This is a genomic window from Tumidithrix helvetica PCC 7403, assembly GCF_965232925.1.
Lineage (GTDB): Bacteria > Cyanobacteriota > Cyanobacteriia > Pseudanabaenales > Pseudanabaenaceae > Tumidithrix > Tumidithrix helvetica.
On sequence record NZ_CBDDRA010000031.1, the window covers coordinates 26,562 to 42,743 of the forward strand.

Here is a 16,182-nt window from a genome sequence, read left to right on the forward strand (position 1 = left end):
AAGAGGGATTTGCCAAAAACGTACTAGAGCTTTTTAACCCCGATCAAGCCATCAGGCATAATTGTATCGGTAAGGTTTATTAGGGTTAAAATCGAACCAGAAAGATTTGCCATCGTTAAATTTGCCATACTAAAATTAGCACCTTCCATATTCGCCATACTAAAATCAGCACTGTCAGCATAAATCCCTACTAGCTGCGATTTAGAAAGGTTTGCGTGTGTCAATACTGCCATACTAAAATCAGCCTCCAAAAAGGAGGCATAACTGAGATTGCTACGATCGAGATTTACCCTATTTAAATTTGCCTTGTATGAATAAGTATTACTAAGATTCGCACAACTGAGGTTAGCTTCAGTTAGATTAGCCACACTGAGTAAGGCATCGCTCAAATAGGCATCGCTTAGATCGACACCGATCAGACTTGCTCCACTGAAAATAGCACCGCCCAAATTGGCTTTACTGAGATTTGCTGCATCCAAAAGCGCCTCACTAAAATTTGCCATAACGCAGCCAGCAAGACTTAAGTTTGCTTGTGACAAAAGCGCATTACTCAAATTCGCGCGGTTTAGTATCGCACCTCTAAGGTTAGCAAAAACTAACTTAGCCCCGATCAAATTTGCTTTGGTGAGATTAGCCCTACTCAGATCGGCAGCTTTGAGATTAGCGCCGCAAAGATTGGCACGAACTAATTTAGAACCGACAAAACTGGCTTGGGTGAGATTAGCTCCACTCAGATTAGCCCCATTGAGATTAGCACCGCTAAAATTAGAGCCAATGAGATTGGCATTTTGAAAATTTGCACCACTGAAATTACTATCTTTAAAGTCAACTTGACTCAAATTGGCTGAGTTTATCGCCACACCCACTAGTTGAGCCGATACCAAGCTCGTATGCCTAAATATGGCATCGCGCACATCTGCGTAGTTGAAAATAGTATCTGTGAGATTAGCACTGCTGAGATTAGCACCAGTAAGACTTGCGTTACTCAAGTTTGCTTGGCTCAGGTTTGCATAACTTAAGTTAGCTCCAAATAGGTCGGCATAACTCAGATCTGCGCCGCTAAGATTTACTTGACTAAGATCGACATCACAGAGATCGGCTTCCTGTAGATTAGCGTCTCTCAAATCAAGTTTACTGAGATCGATCGCTTCCGTAGGATTTTTTTCCCGCCATTGGTTCCAAGCAGGAATGCCGCCCCTAATTTGGTTGATATGATTAAGGTCTGCCATAATAACCAACTATCTCCCATCTCAATACCTCAGACAGTTTTAGAAAACAGAAAAAATAAAAATTCACAGTTTAAGGTGAAATGATTGAATGATTGCACCCAATGAACAGCATAAATTTTATATTTCCCAACATGCGTTTCATACCATACAAAAATTTATATCTATCTCACGTAAATACTACTATTGATTCAAGGATTTTAGGGTTAGGATAATATGCAAATCAATATTTTTAGCTTTTGGTCATGAAGGAAGGGCAACCGACAAGCTCGCCAATCTTTATTCGGATTGATCGGGGGATTAGTCAGTTTAATCATGACTACTATGCAGCTTTGGGCGTTCCTATTACCGTAGATATCAACCTCATTAGACAGAGGTATTTAGGTATCGCCAGAATTTTGCACCCTGACATTTATGGTCTCTCTCCTCAAGAAAAAGAAATTGCCACGCAGTACCTCGCAAAGCTTGTTAACCCAGCCTACAATGTGCTCATGCAGGGAAAAGATCGAGAAGCTTATCGGGGGATCTTTAAACTGTTGGCAAAGCGACTCATGCAAAGGGTTCGTAATATAGAGATTAAATCTGAAATCGCTAAACAGCTTTTACTCAACACTAATGACGAAACCTACGAACAGTTATTTTTTAATGTTGCTGATTGCCAGTACAGTTCCCTAGATTCAATTTTGGAATACACCGCTCAACTTAGCGAACTTAATCTGATTTATATTTTGTATAGAGAGGGCTATAAGTTTAGCGATCCACGCTCTACTGGTGTTCTAACTTACACAGCCCCTAAAGTTCCCGCCCATAGAAATGAAAGTAATGAAGACGATCGCGCGATCGTTCAAACGGGCGATGAAACGATCGTTCAAACCACACCTCTAAAATCACCAGCCAAACAGCAAACGATTTTATCAATCTCACAAGTGCACCCCGTTGTTCAACCTCAGGCTGAACCTCAGCGTAGTAAGCCACCTAACTATAACCAAGTTCAGAATCGAATTTACGACCATACCAGCGATCGTCAAGATGAAACGCTGATCCAAGAACGGGAAAAGTTACCACTAAACCCTCAGTTAGAAGCAAGTTTTGCTACCCACTTAGCGATGGCTGAGGAATACATAAGCAAAAAGCAATGGATGCAAGCGCTGCGAGAACTTCGCATTGCCACTCAGCTCGATGACAAAGACAGTGAATGTATGGCATTGTTGGGAGTCGTCTATCAAAATATGAACCAACCGATTATGGCAAAGATTAGCTTCGAGAAAGCACTCAAACTAGACTCTAAAGAACCTCTGGCGCTACAGTATATGAGCAGATTGAATAAAGGTACGGCAAATTCCAAACAAATAGACAACCCAAAAGGTTGGTTTTCGGGTCTTCTAGGTATGTTTTCTCCCAACTCCAAAGATCGTAAGAAAGGTTCTTAGCCATAGGATTGAGCCTGTAACTATGCACTAGCAGCCCCTAAACGATCCCAAGTATGGGTAGAGCAAAATAAGATCGCTGCGATTTTTATGATGAGACCGATTTGTAGCGATTAGCATTCAGCGATTAGCTATTAGCTTTTTTAAAAGCCTTGCTACGCAAGGTAATTATCCACAATAGATTTCCTGATTTACCTAACGGCTGCTATATATCATGGGAATTGCTGTCACAAAACCATGCTGCATTGATTACAGGAAAACATGATTTTTGCCTCGACATTATTTCTGTTTTTATTTTTACCGCTCACCTTAGCAGGATATTTTCTGATTCGACCAAAGCTACTGCTTCTACGCAATATTTTTTTGTTGGGGATGAGTTTAATCTTTTATGCTTGGGGGGAACCCGTCTATGTTTTTCTGACGATCGGCTCTATTTTGCTGAATTATCTAACGGGGGTAATGCTCTATCTCCAGCGTCAAAAATCGCTCAAATTTATTAACCAGCATGGAATCTTAGCTATTTCTATTGTTAGCAATTTAGGATTATTGTTCTATTTTAAATATGCCAATTTTTTTATCAACAATCTCAACCCGATCCTGCAAAATCTGTCGATCCAGCCGATCGCTTATCCTCATATCTCCCTACCATTGGGAATCTCTTTTTTTACATTTCATGCGATGTCCTATACGATTGATGCCTATCGTCAGGAAACGGAAGTAGAGTTAAATCCAATTCACTGTGGATTATATCTCACCCTATTTCCGCAACTGATTGCTGGACCAATCATTCGTTACCATGACATCGCTAAGCAAATTGTGTCGCGCACAGTGACTAGACCGCAATTTTCTGCGGGAATTCAACGGTTTATTTTTGGTTTAGCCAAAAAGACAATGCTTGCGAATCCTTTAGGAGAAGTTGCCGATAAAATCTTTGCCGTGCCCGTGCATGAAGTCACAACGGGGATGGCTTGGCTGGGAATTGCCTGTTATACATTACAGGTCTATTTTGATTTTTCAGGATATTCCGATATGGCGATCGGGCTAGGGCGGCTGTTTGGATTTGAGTTTTTGGAAAACTTCAATTATCCATATATTGCGCAGTCGATGCGCGACTTTTGGCGCAGATGGCATATTTCCCTATCCAATTGGTTTCGCGATTATTTGTATATTCCTTTGGGGGGCAATCGGGGCTCGCCATTGCGGACATATCTCAATTTGTGGATCGTGTTTCTGCTATGTGGGTTGTGGCATGGAGCCAGTTGGAATTTTGTGATTTGGGGAGCCCTGCATGGAGCCAGTTTGGTGCTTGAAAGAATGGGATGGCATAAATATCTAGAGCGTTTATGGGTTCCATTTCGGCATTTGTATGCCTTATCAATCGTTACGATCGGATGGGTGTTTTTTCGCTCTGACTCTCTGAGTCATGCGATCGCCTATTTAACCAGCATGATTGGTCTCACAGATGCCGATGGCATCAAATATTCCGCACTCTACTATTTTGACTTAAAAACCCTCATAAACTTAAGCGTGGGATGTATCCTAGCAACCCCGATCGCAAGTTGGGTAGGAGCAAACTTAAAAAAGCGGACTATTTCCCCTCAATTCAATCATCTTCGATCTGTTCTGTATGCGGGTCATTATTTGCTTCTGGTTAGCCTATTTCTACTCTCCTCTGCCAGTCTGGCATCAGGAACTTACAATCCCTTTATCTATTATCGGTTTTAGCTTGCAGATAGTTTTTCCCATGAATCAAGAGAAATCGCCTCGAATATTCGACAATCTGTTGATTGTGACTTTCATCATCGGTCTGTTTTTACCTTTAGTTTTGACCCATAATCGGCATGAGTCAGCGATTGAAAAACGTAAACTGGCTGCATTCCCCGAACTGAAATGGGAGCGAAAAACAGTGACTGCATTTCCGTCTCAGTTTGAGGCGTTCTTTAACGATCATTTCGGACTACGCGATCGCCTCGTCCAACTTTACTCTCTCTACAGCATCCTGTTAAAGAGTTCGTCCAATCCCAAGGTATTGCTAGGATTAGATGACTGGCTGTTTTATATTAATCCTGATGAGGGCAATAGTCTTGAGGATTATCGTAGAAACGATCCGTTAACATTGGAGGAACTCAGTAAATGGAAAACCTCCTTAGAAGCAAAATACAGATGGCTCAAGCAACAGGGCATTCCCTATCTTTTCGCGATCGTGCCCGATAAATATTCGATTTATCCAGAATATATGCCTTCCCATATTCGACAAGTGGGCAGGCAAACCCGTCTCGATCAGCTATTGGACTATATGAAGGGTTCTGAAGTACCCATTCTCGATCTAAGACCTGTCTTGCTCCAAGCCAAGCACAAAGGACAATTATTTTATAAAACGGATACCCATTGGAATGAGTTTGGCGCCGCGATCGCTCAACATGAAATTATCCGCAATCTTCAACTCATTCTTCAAAAGCGATACCCAGATCTCATTCCTATCAATTATTCAATGGAAGACTTTGAATTCACTGAATACAAATCAGGGGATATTGCAAATATGCTTAATATTTCTTACCTGTTAAAAGAGATGGTTCCCAAATTACGAGAACCACTACCTTTATGCAACAAATATATACTAGAGGAACGGTCTGAAGATCCTATGAAAGCAACATTCTTTACGGAATGTCGTACGAATGCGCCGAAAGCACTTATTTTTAGAGATTCGTTTTTTATTGTGTTACAACCCTATATTTCCCAATATCTTGCCAAGAGTGTTTATGTTTGGGAATGGCCAAATCTGAAGCTGTTGAAAAAGTATCTGGAATACAATCATCCTGATATCGTGATCGAAGAGCGTGTAGAACGACACTTAAAGTTTATAACAAATTTCTGAAATCTCAAAAATATTCCTAGAGTCAAACCCCAAGGGAATGCGTCAGGCAAAACAACTTTGTAAGCTATACAACAATGTCTGAATTTGCGCTGTTGTGTGGGTTGCCATGAGGGTGAGACGAATGCGTGCGGTTGGAACCGTAGGAGGACGAATCGCAGGTGCAAAAATTCCATGTTGCCTGAGGCGATCGGCTACTTTGAGCGTTTGCTCGGTATCCCCCACCTTAAGCGCGATAATTTGAGAATCTAGGGATACTGGTGCGGCAATATGTATCCCATAGGTTCCCAAGCCTTGCTTTAAGATCGCTAGATTGTTCCAAAGTGACTCGCGGCGTTGCGGCTCCTTTTGTACGATTTCGATCGCTTTGAGTGCTGCCGCTGTATCCGCAGGCGAGAGCCCCGTCGTATAAATCCAAGTGCTGGCACGATTGCGTAAAAAATCAATGAGCTGGGCTGAGCCTGCCACATAACCACCCAAACTGCCCAGTGCTTTGCTCAAGGTTCCCACTTGAATTAAGGGTTGGTGAATTCCCATAGCATTGACAACGCCCGCACCGCGATCGCCAAAGACGCCTGTGCCATGGGCTTCATCCACCAACACCATGCAGTTGTATCGATCTGCCAAATCCATAATTTCGGACAGGGGACAAATATCTCCGTCCATACTGAACACAGTATCGGTGGTAATCAGGCATCGACGATGTAAATGGCGGTGTTGACCCAAGTTGGTGGCTAAATCTTCAAGGTCTTTATGGGCATAGTGAATTACCTTAGCACCGCTGAGCGCTGCCCCCTGTTTGAGACAAGCGTGATTGTAGGTATCTGACAAAATCAAATCTCTAGCACCGACCACTGCCGCGATCGCCCCCAGATTTGCCAAATAGCCAGAACTAAAGACCAAAGCCGCTTCTGTCTGTTTGAGTGCCGCGATCGCCTGTTCTAGCTGTTCGTGTAGAGCAAGATGCCCAGACACCAATCGCGAACCCGTTGCCCCCGTACCGTAACTCTCTGTGGCAGCGATCGCGGCGTCGATTAATCGGCGATCGCCTGCCAAACCTAGATAGTTATTGCTGGCAAACATCAACATGTCTCGTCCTGCCATATGGACAAGGCTATCAGCCCGACTGGCGACAACTTGCGGCGATCGATACCAGTGAGCTTGATGGATAGTCTGCATGGAACGATCTATCCATTCATAGGCATGGGGCATATTTAGGGTGATGTAATTAGGGCAGTGTGAATTCTCGTTTACGCAGCTCTTCTTCTAGTTTAGATAGATTTTGGCGATCGAAGACCGTAATCTGTCCAGAATTGGCACGACCTGTATCGTTGTGTAAAATTTCAATCCAATAGGCGAATTTTTCACCTAAGCGCAATTCACCTCTGAGGGCAGCAATCAAGGGACGGCTATTCTCAACCCGCGATCGTTTGACCATATCAGCCGTCGGATAGGCATAGGTAACTTTTGCTTTGCTAAAGTCACGCATAATCTCAGCCCCGTAAATGGAACGCAGTGCCTCTTCCAAACGACTGCGGGTAACGCCATTGATAATGTCAAAAAAGCTAATTTGTTCGCTACGAATTGTATTGGCATCGCCAGGGAGTTCAGCTAATCCCGGTAGCAATACACTTGCTTGAAACTGAAAGCGACGGGCAGCCGTATCGCTCTTGCGGATTAATAGCCTTTCCCCTCTTTGCGGTTTGAGTGCAGGATGTACCTTGATCCAATCAGCAACTTGCTCTGGAGTTTGCCCAGGCAATGCATAGGCGGTGTCAGTATCACGCAAATACACAGAACCTATCCCCCATGGGATGAATAAAGCGAGCACCATTGCCGTAGTCGGCGCAATTAAGCTACGAATTTTGTTCATTCTAAATTTCACGTCCATCCTCCACACCAGATCGAGCAGCCAGGCAATATGAATGGGTCAAAGGATAGCATGACTGGTCAAATTTGCTACGTTTTTTTCTGGCTTTTTCTAGCTTTTTAGGGTAAATTCTCCCCCTTCCTGCCATCGGCGGGAACCAAAATATTGGCAAGAGTAAGAGGCAACGGCAGCAGCTTTTGCGAGCGCTTCGACAAAATGCGATCTGCCTGCCTGTAGCTCGGGAGATTGCAAAATGTAATGGCAAAAAGCACCATGCAAAATATCCCCAGCCCCAAGCGTATCTTTGGCAGCGATCGCTGCGATCGCTATCTCGCCTTGAATTTCACCATCTTTGCTACGACTGAAATATTGAATGGGTTCTGCACCATTGGTCATGGCAATATGCGGAATACCTAAATTCTTGAGATACTCGATTACATCCGCCTGACTTTGGCAATGAGGGGGATAAAAATTTGCGGAACAGATAACGTAGTCGGCAAAGGGCAAAACCCTCTCAAAACCTGGTTTCCAACTGCCCCCATCCACCACCACAGGAATATGGTGCGATCGCGCCAACTTGGCAACTTCTAAGCTCATAGCCATTTGATGACCGTCAATCAAGACGATTTCCATCTCTGGCAAAATATCGGTCAGCATATAGGTAGGCATTTCTTGGGCGCTTACCTGTTGCTTGACGGCATTGATCGAAACAACCGATCGCTCCCCTGTTCCATCAATCACGTTCACAGAAGAGATGCTTGGTGATGTCGTCAGATTAGGATTCAGATCGGCGATCGCCACACCATAAAGCTTCAAATCGGCTTTAATCAAATTAGCAATGGGATGAGAGCCAATTGCCACCATGAGCGTAGGGTAGTTCCCAAAATAGCTAAACGTTACAGCCGCATTTGTCGCAGGACCACCTACCGAAACTGCGTAATCTTTGGCAACGATTTTTTGATTGGCTGCGGGAGGGCGATCGACGAGGTAAACCGTATCTAATGTCACTAAACCAATAAATAATCCCCTCATGCTCATGGCGATTTAGCCTCGGTAAAACTCATAGCATCATAGGTGATGCCCTCTTGTGAGCGTCAAGCATTTCTAGCCCATAACCTTATAACGATTGCAAGCCCATTTGTGACAGAAGATCAAATGTATGAATGCCGCAGCCGCTCCAGTAAAATAACGGTTTAATGACTATATAATCATTAATAAAAAAGAATTGCAGTCTAAATGTTGCCAGTCAACGCGTAGTTGAAATGAAAGCTTTTGGCTTAGAAAGATTGGCTAAGCAAACAGCTATAGATTTCACTCTATAATTTGTTTAAAGAAAACAACATATTTTTTTCACGAAATTACAATTTTCAGTAATAATTGACCTAGCCTCACGAATAAATTTGTTAAATTTATCTCAATCTGTAAATATATATTGCACTCGAGCGTATAGCTATTGTTTTTTACCTAGCTCCTAGAAAACATAGCACTTTCAAAAATGCCTCAGCATTTAGATTCTCATGTTAAAGAAATCCAAGTTCATTTGTAAGGAAGCGTTTCTAGTGAAATACTTAGTTTCTTTTCTATTCCCACAAATACCTCTTATTATTTTTGTGGATAGTTCCTGCTATTGTCACAGGTAGTTTATAGAAACTAAGTCCGAAATTTAGTAAAGACAAAGTAAGAGATTAACCATCTATCCCGACCCAATAGAAGTTTGCTAGGAGTGTCGTTGCCATGATTCAAGAGACTGTGTCTCTTAATAGTGATATTTCAGATCGAGTGCAGGTAGGAATCTTGCACGCCCTAAGCGGTGACATGGCAATCCGCGCGACGCCACTCAAAGATGCTGCCTTAATGGCGATCGCAGAGATCAACCAAACAGGAGGGGTATTTGGGAAAATGATTGAGCCTGCGATCGTTAATGGAGGCTCTTACATAAGCCAATTCACCTCGCAGGCAAAGAAACTACTCACAGAAACTTCCGTAAATACAATATTTGGCGGCTGGACGTCCGCAGAGCGTAAAGCCGTTTTGCCATTATTGGAAGAACATCAAGCACAACTATGGTATCCGCAACACTATGAGGGTTTAGAATGTTCCCCCCATATTTTCTATATGGGTATTTGCCCTAATCAACAAGTTCAACCCGCAGTCAGTTGGTTAATCCAAAATCAAGGTTCTCGCATCTATCTAATAGGTTCCGATAGTGTTTACTCTCGCACCGTCAACAAAATCATCAAGGCGCAACTCAAACAACAGGGCGTAGTCTTACTTAAAAAAAGTTTCTTTACAAGAGAAGAGCTAGATTTTGGCGATCACATCGAACAAATTAAACGACTTCAACCAGATGTTGTGATTAGTACATTGTTGGCAGAGCACAGCCGTGAGTTTTACCAGCAATATCATGAGGCTGGTATTACTGCCCAAGCAATTCCAATCGTATCCTTTTGCCTTACCGAAGTAGAACTGCAAACAATTCCTCATGCCGCAACCGTCGGCCACTATGCGAGTTGGAACTATTTTCAGAGTTTAGAGACTCCTCATAACCAGCAATTTATTCAAAACTTCCAAGCAAGATATGGTGCAGATCGAGTTGTTAATGCCGCAATTCAGGCAGCCTATTCGCAAATCTATCTATGGAAGCAAGCCGTAGAAACAGCTCGATCTTTTGATGTCACGTCTGTACGTCAGGCAGCTTACGGACAGACCTTTCTATCTCCTAGTGGAACTATGCAAATAGTTCCCAATCAGCATATTCGTTCCGATTGTCATATCGGGCAAGTTCGCTCAAATGGTCAATTTAAAATTGTACATACGGTGAATGCGATCGAGCCACTACCTTGGCTTGGAGTAGAAGAACTCAGCTTTGGGGCATCTGCGGTTGTGATTGAGATGCTGGCAGAAACAACTCAAGGTATGCAGCTAAGTTGGCAACTTGAGAAAGAAGCCAACGAATTAGAAGTAATGATCGACAAACTCATTCACGGTGCAAAAGGAGAAGGCAGACATCAACTTGCCCCTGAAATCACCCGTGCGGCAATGTCCAAGTTGATCAAAGCGAACGAACGCTTGCACTTAGCCCAAGCTGAATTGCTTAAAGCAGAATCGGCACTAAGAGAGGCGAATGAAGAATTAGAGCACCGAGTGGAAGAACGCACCGCACAACTGCAGCAGGTAATTACACAACTTCAGACAGAAGCCACCGAACGCGTTCAAGCAGAACAACTATTGCGAGAAAGCCAGACGCAATTTGAAGCGATCGCTGCCAATGTGCCAGGAGTTGTCTATCGGGCAGTTTTACATGCGAATGGCAATGTCTCCATGCCCTATATCAGTCCAAGGACACAGGACATCTTTGGGTTGAGTTCTTCGGAAATAATGGAACACTTAGAATGGGTGTTTGACATGGCACATCCAGAAGATCGGGCGGCACTCAATGAAATGGTGATGCGCTCAGCCGAAGAATTGACGCCTTTTGACCATGAATATCGCTCGTCTAGTCTATTTCCCAACATTAAGTGGGTGCGAATCTTCTCTCAACCTCACCGCACAGAAAATGGTGATATCGTGTGGGATGGCGTGATTGTTGATATTACGCAACAAAAGCATAACGAGGAGCTTCTACGGCAGGCGGAAGAGAAGTATCGAAGTATCTTTGAGAATGCGATCGAAGGGATTTTTCAGGCAAACTTTGATGGCTGCTATATTAGTGCAAATCCAGCTTTGGCAGAGATCTACGGTTACGATTCCCCCCATGAGTTACTCTCTTGTGCGATTAATAGTCCCAATTGCCTATTTGTAGATACAGAAAACTACCTTGAGTTTGCGAGAAAAATGAGCGAACGTGGTTCTGTAACTGAATTTGAAACAAGAGTCTATCGTAGAGACAAGAGCGTAATCTGGATTTCTGTCAACGCAAGTCTGGTCAAAGATCCGAGTGGTGTCCCCCTTTATTATGAGGGCATTGTCCAAGATGTGACCGAGCGGAAGCGCGTTGAAAATGCCCTCAAAATCGAACAGGAAAAGTCAGAGCGATTGTTGCTCAATATTTTACCTCAGCAAATTGTACAACAGTTAAAACTTGGCTCTGGCTCGATCGCCACCCGTTTTGAAGAGGTTACGATTCTATTTGCTGATATTGTAGACTTTACCAGTTTGGCAGCAAGGGTTCCAGCCGCAGAACTAGTTAACATGCTCAATCAAATTTTCTCTGCTTTCGATCTGTTGGCAGAAAAATATGGACTCGAAAAAATCAAGACGATTGGGGATGCTTACATGGTTGTAGGAGGATTGCCCTCCCACCGTCCCGATCATGCAGTATTGGTAGCCGAAATGGCGATCGCGATGCAAAAAGAAATTGAACGGTTCAATCGCGATGATGGCACGCCATTTCGGCTAAGGATTGGGATCAATACAGGGCCAGTCGTTGCTGGTGTGATTGGCATCAAAAAATTTATTTACGATCTCTGGGGAGATGCGGTCAATATTGCCAGTCGTATGGAATCACAGGGCTTAGCAGGCAGTATTCAGGTGACAGATTGTACCTATCAGTTGCTAAGCGATCGCTATGTGTTTGAGCGACGGGGTGTAATTTCGATCAAAGGTAAGGGAGAAATGATTACCTATATGCTGAGAGGGAAGCAAAGCGATCTTAGCGAAAAGGCTCTAGCCCTTTAGTACATAGGTTTGCTTAGGCATTGGCAAGAAAGTTAAATTTCTGTGTTGACAACTATACCGTTCGTTCGGTATAGTGTGATTGTACCGAATGAACGGTACGAGATCGACTTGCTTTTCACTTTCAATATAGAAATCCCAATGATTAAGCTCCACGGTCACGAAATCTCTGGTAACAGCTACAAAGCCCGTTTGATGTTGTCACTACTAAACCTCGAATATGAGTGGGTCAGAGTCGATCTGATGAAGGGCGAACATAAATCGCCAGAGTATTTAGCCAAAAATCCCTTTGGGCAGGTTCCTCTCTTGATTGACGGAGATACCCAACTAGCCGATGCTCAAGCGATTTTGGTGTACTTAGCCCGAAAATATGGTGGCGAATCGTGGCTTCCTACGGATGCATTACCCATGGCGCAGGTAATTCGCTGGATATCCACCTCTGCGGGTGAAGTGCGTCAAGGCCCTGAGAACGCTCGTCTCTACTATTTGTTTGGAACTGGAACCAATATCAATATTGAACGAGCTACCCAGAAAGCAGAATTCATTTTGACCCAACTCGATCGGCATCTGAGTAAGCGCAATTGGTTGGAGTTCGAGCGCCCCACGATCGCGGATGTTGCCGTCTATCCTTACATTGCTCTAGCTAGAGATGGCAAAATCGAACTCGATGCCTATCCCTATGTTTTAAGATGGATCGAGCGAATCCAGCAACTCCATGGCTATATTCCCATGGCAGGAATCTAGTATGGCGAAGGCGATCGCTAAGTTCAATAGGCTAGTTTCAATAACTGGAGAAACCATGACGTTTCCGCGAAATTCAACCCTCAACGCGAGTTAGTGGTTTCTGCAACAAAAGCATCCCTTCTCTCTCTTTTGCATACTCTTATACCATTTTCAAAAAGTGATGCAACGCATCTTTTTGAAAAGACCGCGCTCCGCGCGGAACACAAAACCCGATCTGTCGCAATTTCAAGAGAAACTGGTATTATACCAATTTAATTGGTGAAAGCAACAGATAGGAAATGCAAGACACTGTAATTCTTAACCACATGCTAGATCTGTTACCCTTGGTCTTTAAATTGGTATTACTCTATCGATCGCGAATTTGTGCGATCGAACAAATCTTTAAATTTCTTTGAAAGATAGGGACAAGTAGCGATCGCCTTAAATTTATCTCAAGCATGGAGGAACCAGTATATGATGTGGAAACGGCTAAAGAATTACTTGCAAGCTTATCTCTGGCATCCCTCAGATAGCTCGATAGATTGAGAACAGTACCTTCAAGAACTACACAAGTATATGAGGAACTAAGTCTATGCCCCGTCAATTTGGCACGATCGCCTTTACCCCTGCCGTAAAAGCGATGCAAGAAAAAATGGGCTCTCGCGAGAGCTACGAACGCTTTGTGGCTAAGGGTGCGGACAATAACTCCATTACCCCCGATCTAGAGGAATTTATCTCTAGTATGGAAGGATTTTATCTGGGTACTGTTACTTCTAATGGTTATCCCTATATCCAGTTTCGTGGCGGTAAAGCAGGATTCCTAAAGATTCTCAACGAGCGTACTTTAGGCTTTGCTGATTTTCGCGGCAACGTCCAATATATCTCTGTGGGTAATCTTTCGGAAAACGATAAGGCATTTCTGTTCCTAATGGATTATCGTAACCGTCGTCGCCTAAAAATCCTCGGTCGCGCAATGATTGTGGAAGATGATTCTGCGATTCTTGCTCTAGTCCAAGATCTTGACTATGCAGCCACCGTAGAACGTGCGATCGTAATTGAAATTGAGGGCTGGGATTGGAATTGCCCACAACATATTCCTATTCGCTATTCACAAACAGAAGTAGATGTAATGCAAGCTAGAATTCACGAACTAGAGAAACTTCTTGCTGAGGCTAAGAACGCATAATTATGAAACTCCATGCAGATTTTAGACAACGCGTTGTGGTTAATAGTGAAATCCTTGACTGGGTTGATTCGCCCATGGTTGGCGTCCAACGTCGCATGTTAGAACGGGATGGTGCAGAGGTGGCAAGGGCAACCTCCATCGTTCGCTATGCCCCTAATAGCCATTTCTCGGCTCATACCCACGGCGGTGGTGAAGAATTCTTTGTCCTTGAAGGAGTTTTCTCAGATGAGCATGGTGATTACCCTGTGGGGACTTATATCCGCAATCCTGTCGGATCGACCCACACACCTTTTAGTGAGGAAGGTTGCACCATTTTAGTAAAACTCTGGCAAATGCATCCTGACGACCAACAGCGAGTAGCGATCGCGACGACACAAACCCCTTGGGTTAAAGGCTTAGTCGATGGATTGCAGGTCATGTCACTCCATACCTACGGAACGGAGAATGTAGCCCTAGTGAAGTGGGATGCTGGCACTCAATTTCAGCCTCATATGCATTTAGCTGGCGAAGAAATTTTTGTGCTTGATGGAGTCTTTGAGGACGAGTTTGGTGCTTATCCCAAGGGGACTTGGCTCCGCAATCCTAGTGGCAGTAGGCATACACCATTTAGTAAATTAGGCTGTTTGATTTATGTCAAAGTTGGGCATCTAAGCTAATCTTTTCTTTATTTCTATTGCTGATTTTACAAATATGAAGACGCAAAGTATTTTTCCCAACCTTGTTCTATATGGTCGCTCGACATGGCAGATAATTCGATCGCGTCTTAGTCCTAAAAAAGGCATTGAGGATATCCTGAACTACCGATATATCTCGGACAAGTTAGCCACAAGCGGTCAGCCAACTGCCGCAGAGCTAGAATTAATTAACCAAGCAGGATATAAGACTATTCTCAATTTAGCACCGCCAACTGCGTCCAATGCTCTACCAGGGGAACAGGCGATCGCTACCTCCTTGGGAATGGATTATATTAACATTCCCGTAGTTTGGGATAATCCCACAATAGCTGACTTTACTCAGTTTTGCGATGTGATGGAAGCGCATAAAGATCGACCTATTTTTGTTCACTGTGCCATGAACATGCGAGTATCTGCATTTGTTTATCTTTATCGTCACTTGAAGATGGGAGTCTCTGCATCGGAAGCCTATGCAACTATGTCAACCGTTTGGCAACCCAATCCAACTTGGCAGAAATTTATCGAAACCGCGATCTCTTCCTATTAACGAATTCTAAAAAACTATGGAAACTAAGCCACCACTCCCACCCTTTACCCTAGAAACTGCGAAAGCCAAAATACAAGCGGCTGAAAATGCTTGGAATACTCGCGATCCAGATCGCGTTGCCCTTGCCTATACCGAAGATTCTGAATGGCGCAATCGCGATGAATTTGTGAACGGACGCGATGAGATTAGAGAATTTCTCAAGCGCAAATGGGCGAAAGAACTAGACTATCGCTTGAGAAAAGAGCTTTGGTGTTTTATGGACAATCGGATCGCTGTTAGATTTGAGTATGAATATCATGACGAATCTGGCTCTTGGTATCGTGCCTATGGTAATGAAAATTGGGAGTTCGCTGAGAACGGTCTGATGATGCGTCGTTTCGCCAGTATCAACGATGTACCTATCTCCGAGTCCGAACGAAAGTTCCGCTGGGAGCGCACTTGATTATCATAGGTTTCACTGCTTGCTGCTAATTATCACAGACTTTGAGACGAATTTGTCGGCACTGGTTCCGTCTGATAGGATTATTCGGCTAAAGTCCAATCTCACTGAAATAAGCCGAATCAACTAGCCAGTTTAGCTTTCAAGATAGAGCGTGATTGTTGCATTCGAGGAAAAGGTTTGGGGCTACGCTTCACAACCCTAGGCTCGGAACGATGTGGTCGAACTGGTAACGCGTCAGTCGCAATTAGTTTCAATAGAAGCTAATATAGTCACTGACCTTCAGATTTTGCCAACGTTGTAAACAGCGAAATCATATGATTAAACTGTTGCCGAGCACCTTGAAAAGAGAGTTGAAAAGGAGAGGGTTTCGAGCCTATCGAAGCTTTCCACATCAGAGTTCGCAATAACGAATAGGCAAACAAATGAATCCAGATTTCCTTACGCACCATTTCGGGTGTTTTAGCCCTTAACATCTCCATTTTTAAAGTAGTTTTGAGATGCCGCAGATTCACTAATAATTAGCATCCTTGAATTGGCGATC

Annotated in this window: 13 protein-coding genes and 1 pseudogene; 9 read left to right on the top strand and 5 right to left on the bottom strand. The window is 43.6% G+C overall.

Annotation, left to right across the window (positions count from 1 at the left end; all coding sequences use genetic code 11):
* Positions 1 to 23: 23 nt before the first annotated feature.
* Positions 24 to 1,229, bottom strand: a complete 1,206-nt coding sequence (locus ACP2WE_RS21750) for a pentapeptide repeat-containing protein (RefSeq protein WP_425217627.1) — start codon at positions 1,227 to 1,229, stop codon at positions 24 to 26.
* A gap of 242 nt (positions 1,230 to 1,471) precedes the next feature.
* Here ACP2WE_RS21750 and ACP2WE_RS21755 point away from each other — a divergent pair, with 242 nt between their 5' ends.
* The 3 genes from ACP2WE_RS21755 to ACP2WE_RS21765 all read left to right on the top strand — a co-directional run bounded on the left by ACP2WE_RS21755 (position 1,472) and on the right by ACP2WE_RS21765 (position 5,528).
* On the top strand, positions 1,472 to 2,656 hold the full coding sequence (locus ACP2WE_RS21755) for a DnaJ domain-containing protein (RefSeq protein ID WP_425217628.1): 1,185 nt from the start codon (positions 1,472 to 1,474) through the stop codon (positions 2,654 to 2,656).
* 258 nt (positions 2,657 to 2,914) lie between these two features.
* The gene (locus ACP2WE_RS21760; protein ID WP_425217629.1) at positions 2,915 to 4,378 is read left to right on the top strand and encodes an MBOAT family O-acyltransferase; all 1,464 of its coding nucleotides are present in this window, start codon (positions 2,915 to 2,917) and stop codon (positions 4,376 to 4,378) included.
* Between the two features lie 19 nt (positions 4,379 to 4,397).
* Positions 4,398 to 5,528, top strand: coding sequence for an alginate O-acetyltransferase AlgX-related protein (locus ACP2WE_RS21765; RefSeq protein WP_425217630.1), 1,131 nt, complete (start codon positions 4,398 to 4,400; stop codon positions 5,526 to 5,528).
* Between the two features lie 42 nt (positions 5,529 to 5,570).
* Here the strand turns inward: ACP2WE_RS21765 and bioF are convergent, their stop codons facing one another.
* The 3 genes from bioF to ACP2WE_RS21780 form a co-directional block, all read right to left on the bottom strand.
* Entirely contained in the window at positions 5,571 to 6,737 is a 1,167-nt protein-coding gene (gene bioF, locus ACP2WE_RS21770) for an 8-amino-7-oxononanoate synthase (RefSeq protein WP_425217631.1), read from the bottom strand.
* A gap of 16 nt (positions 6,738 to 6,753) precedes the next feature.
* On the bottom strand, positions 6,754 to 7,398 hold the full coding sequence (locus ACP2WE_RS21775; protein ID WP_425217632.1) for a hypothetical protein: 645 nt from the start codon (positions 7,396 to 7,398) through the stop codon (positions 6,754 to 6,756).
* Between the two features lie 108 nt (positions 7,399 to 7,506).
* Positions 7,507 to 8,433, bottom strand: coding sequence for a PfkB family carbohydrate kinase (locus ACP2WE_RS21780; RefSeq protein ID WP_425217633.1), 927 nt, complete (start codon positions 8,431 to 8,433; stop codon positions 7,507 to 7,509).
* Between the two features lie 696 nt (positions 8,434 to 9,129).
* Here ACP2WE_RS21780 and ACP2WE_RS21785 point away from each other — a divergent pair.
* The 6 genes from ACP2WE_RS21785 to ACP2WE_RS21810 all read left to right on the top strand — a co-directional run bounded on the left by ACP2WE_RS21785 (position 9,130) and on the right by ACP2WE_RS21810 (position 15,641).
* On the top strand, positions 9,130 to 12,072 hold the full coding sequence (locus ACP2WE_RS21785) for a transporter substrate-binding protein (RefSeq protein WP_425217634.1): 2,943 nt from the start codon (positions 9,130 to 9,132) through the stop codon (positions 12,070 to 12,072).
* 138 nt (positions 12,073 to 12,210) lie between these two features.
* A complete protein-coding gene (locus ACP2WE_RS21790) occupies positions 12,211 to 12,813 on the top strand; it encodes a glutathione S-transferase family protein (protein WP_425217635.1) in 603 nt (200 codons plus the stop codon).
* Positions 12,814 to 13,384: 571 nt separating this feature from the next.
* Complete coding sequence (locus ACP2WE_RS21795) at positions 13,385 to 13,978, top strand: pyridoxamine 5'-phosphate oxidase family protein (protein ID WP_425217636.1); 594 nt, start codon at positions 13,385 to 13,387, stop codon at positions 13,976 to 13,978.
* 2 nt (positions 13,979 to 13,980) lie between these two features.
* Entirely contained in the window at positions 13,981 to 14,634 is a 654-nt protein-coding gene (locus ACP2WE_RS21800; RefSeq protein ID WP_425217637.1) for a cupin domain-containing protein, read from the top strand.
* 34 nt (positions 14,635 to 14,668) lie between these two features.
* Entirely contained in the window at positions 14,669 to 15,199 is a 531-nt protein-coding gene (locus ACP2WE_RS21805; RefSeq protein ID WP_425217638.1) for a protein tyrosine phosphatase family protein, read from the top strand.
* A gap of 16 nt (positions 15,200 to 15,215) precedes the next feature.
* Positions 15,216 to 15,641, top strand: coding sequence for a nuclear transport factor 2 family protein (locus tag ACP2WE_RS21810; protein WP_425217639.1), 426 nt, complete (start codon positions 15,216 to 15,218; stop codon positions 15,639 to 15,641).
* A 119-nt stretch (positions 15,642 to 15,760) separates the two neighbouring features.
* On the opposite strand, the pseudogene ACP2WE_RS21815 reads toward ACP2WE_RS21810, so the two are convergent.
* A pseudogene (locus tag ACP2WE_RS21815) lies at positions 15,761 to 16,153 on the bottom strand (IS4 family transposase); the annotation flags it as partial.
* Positions 16,154 to 16,182 lie beyond the last annotated feature (29 nt).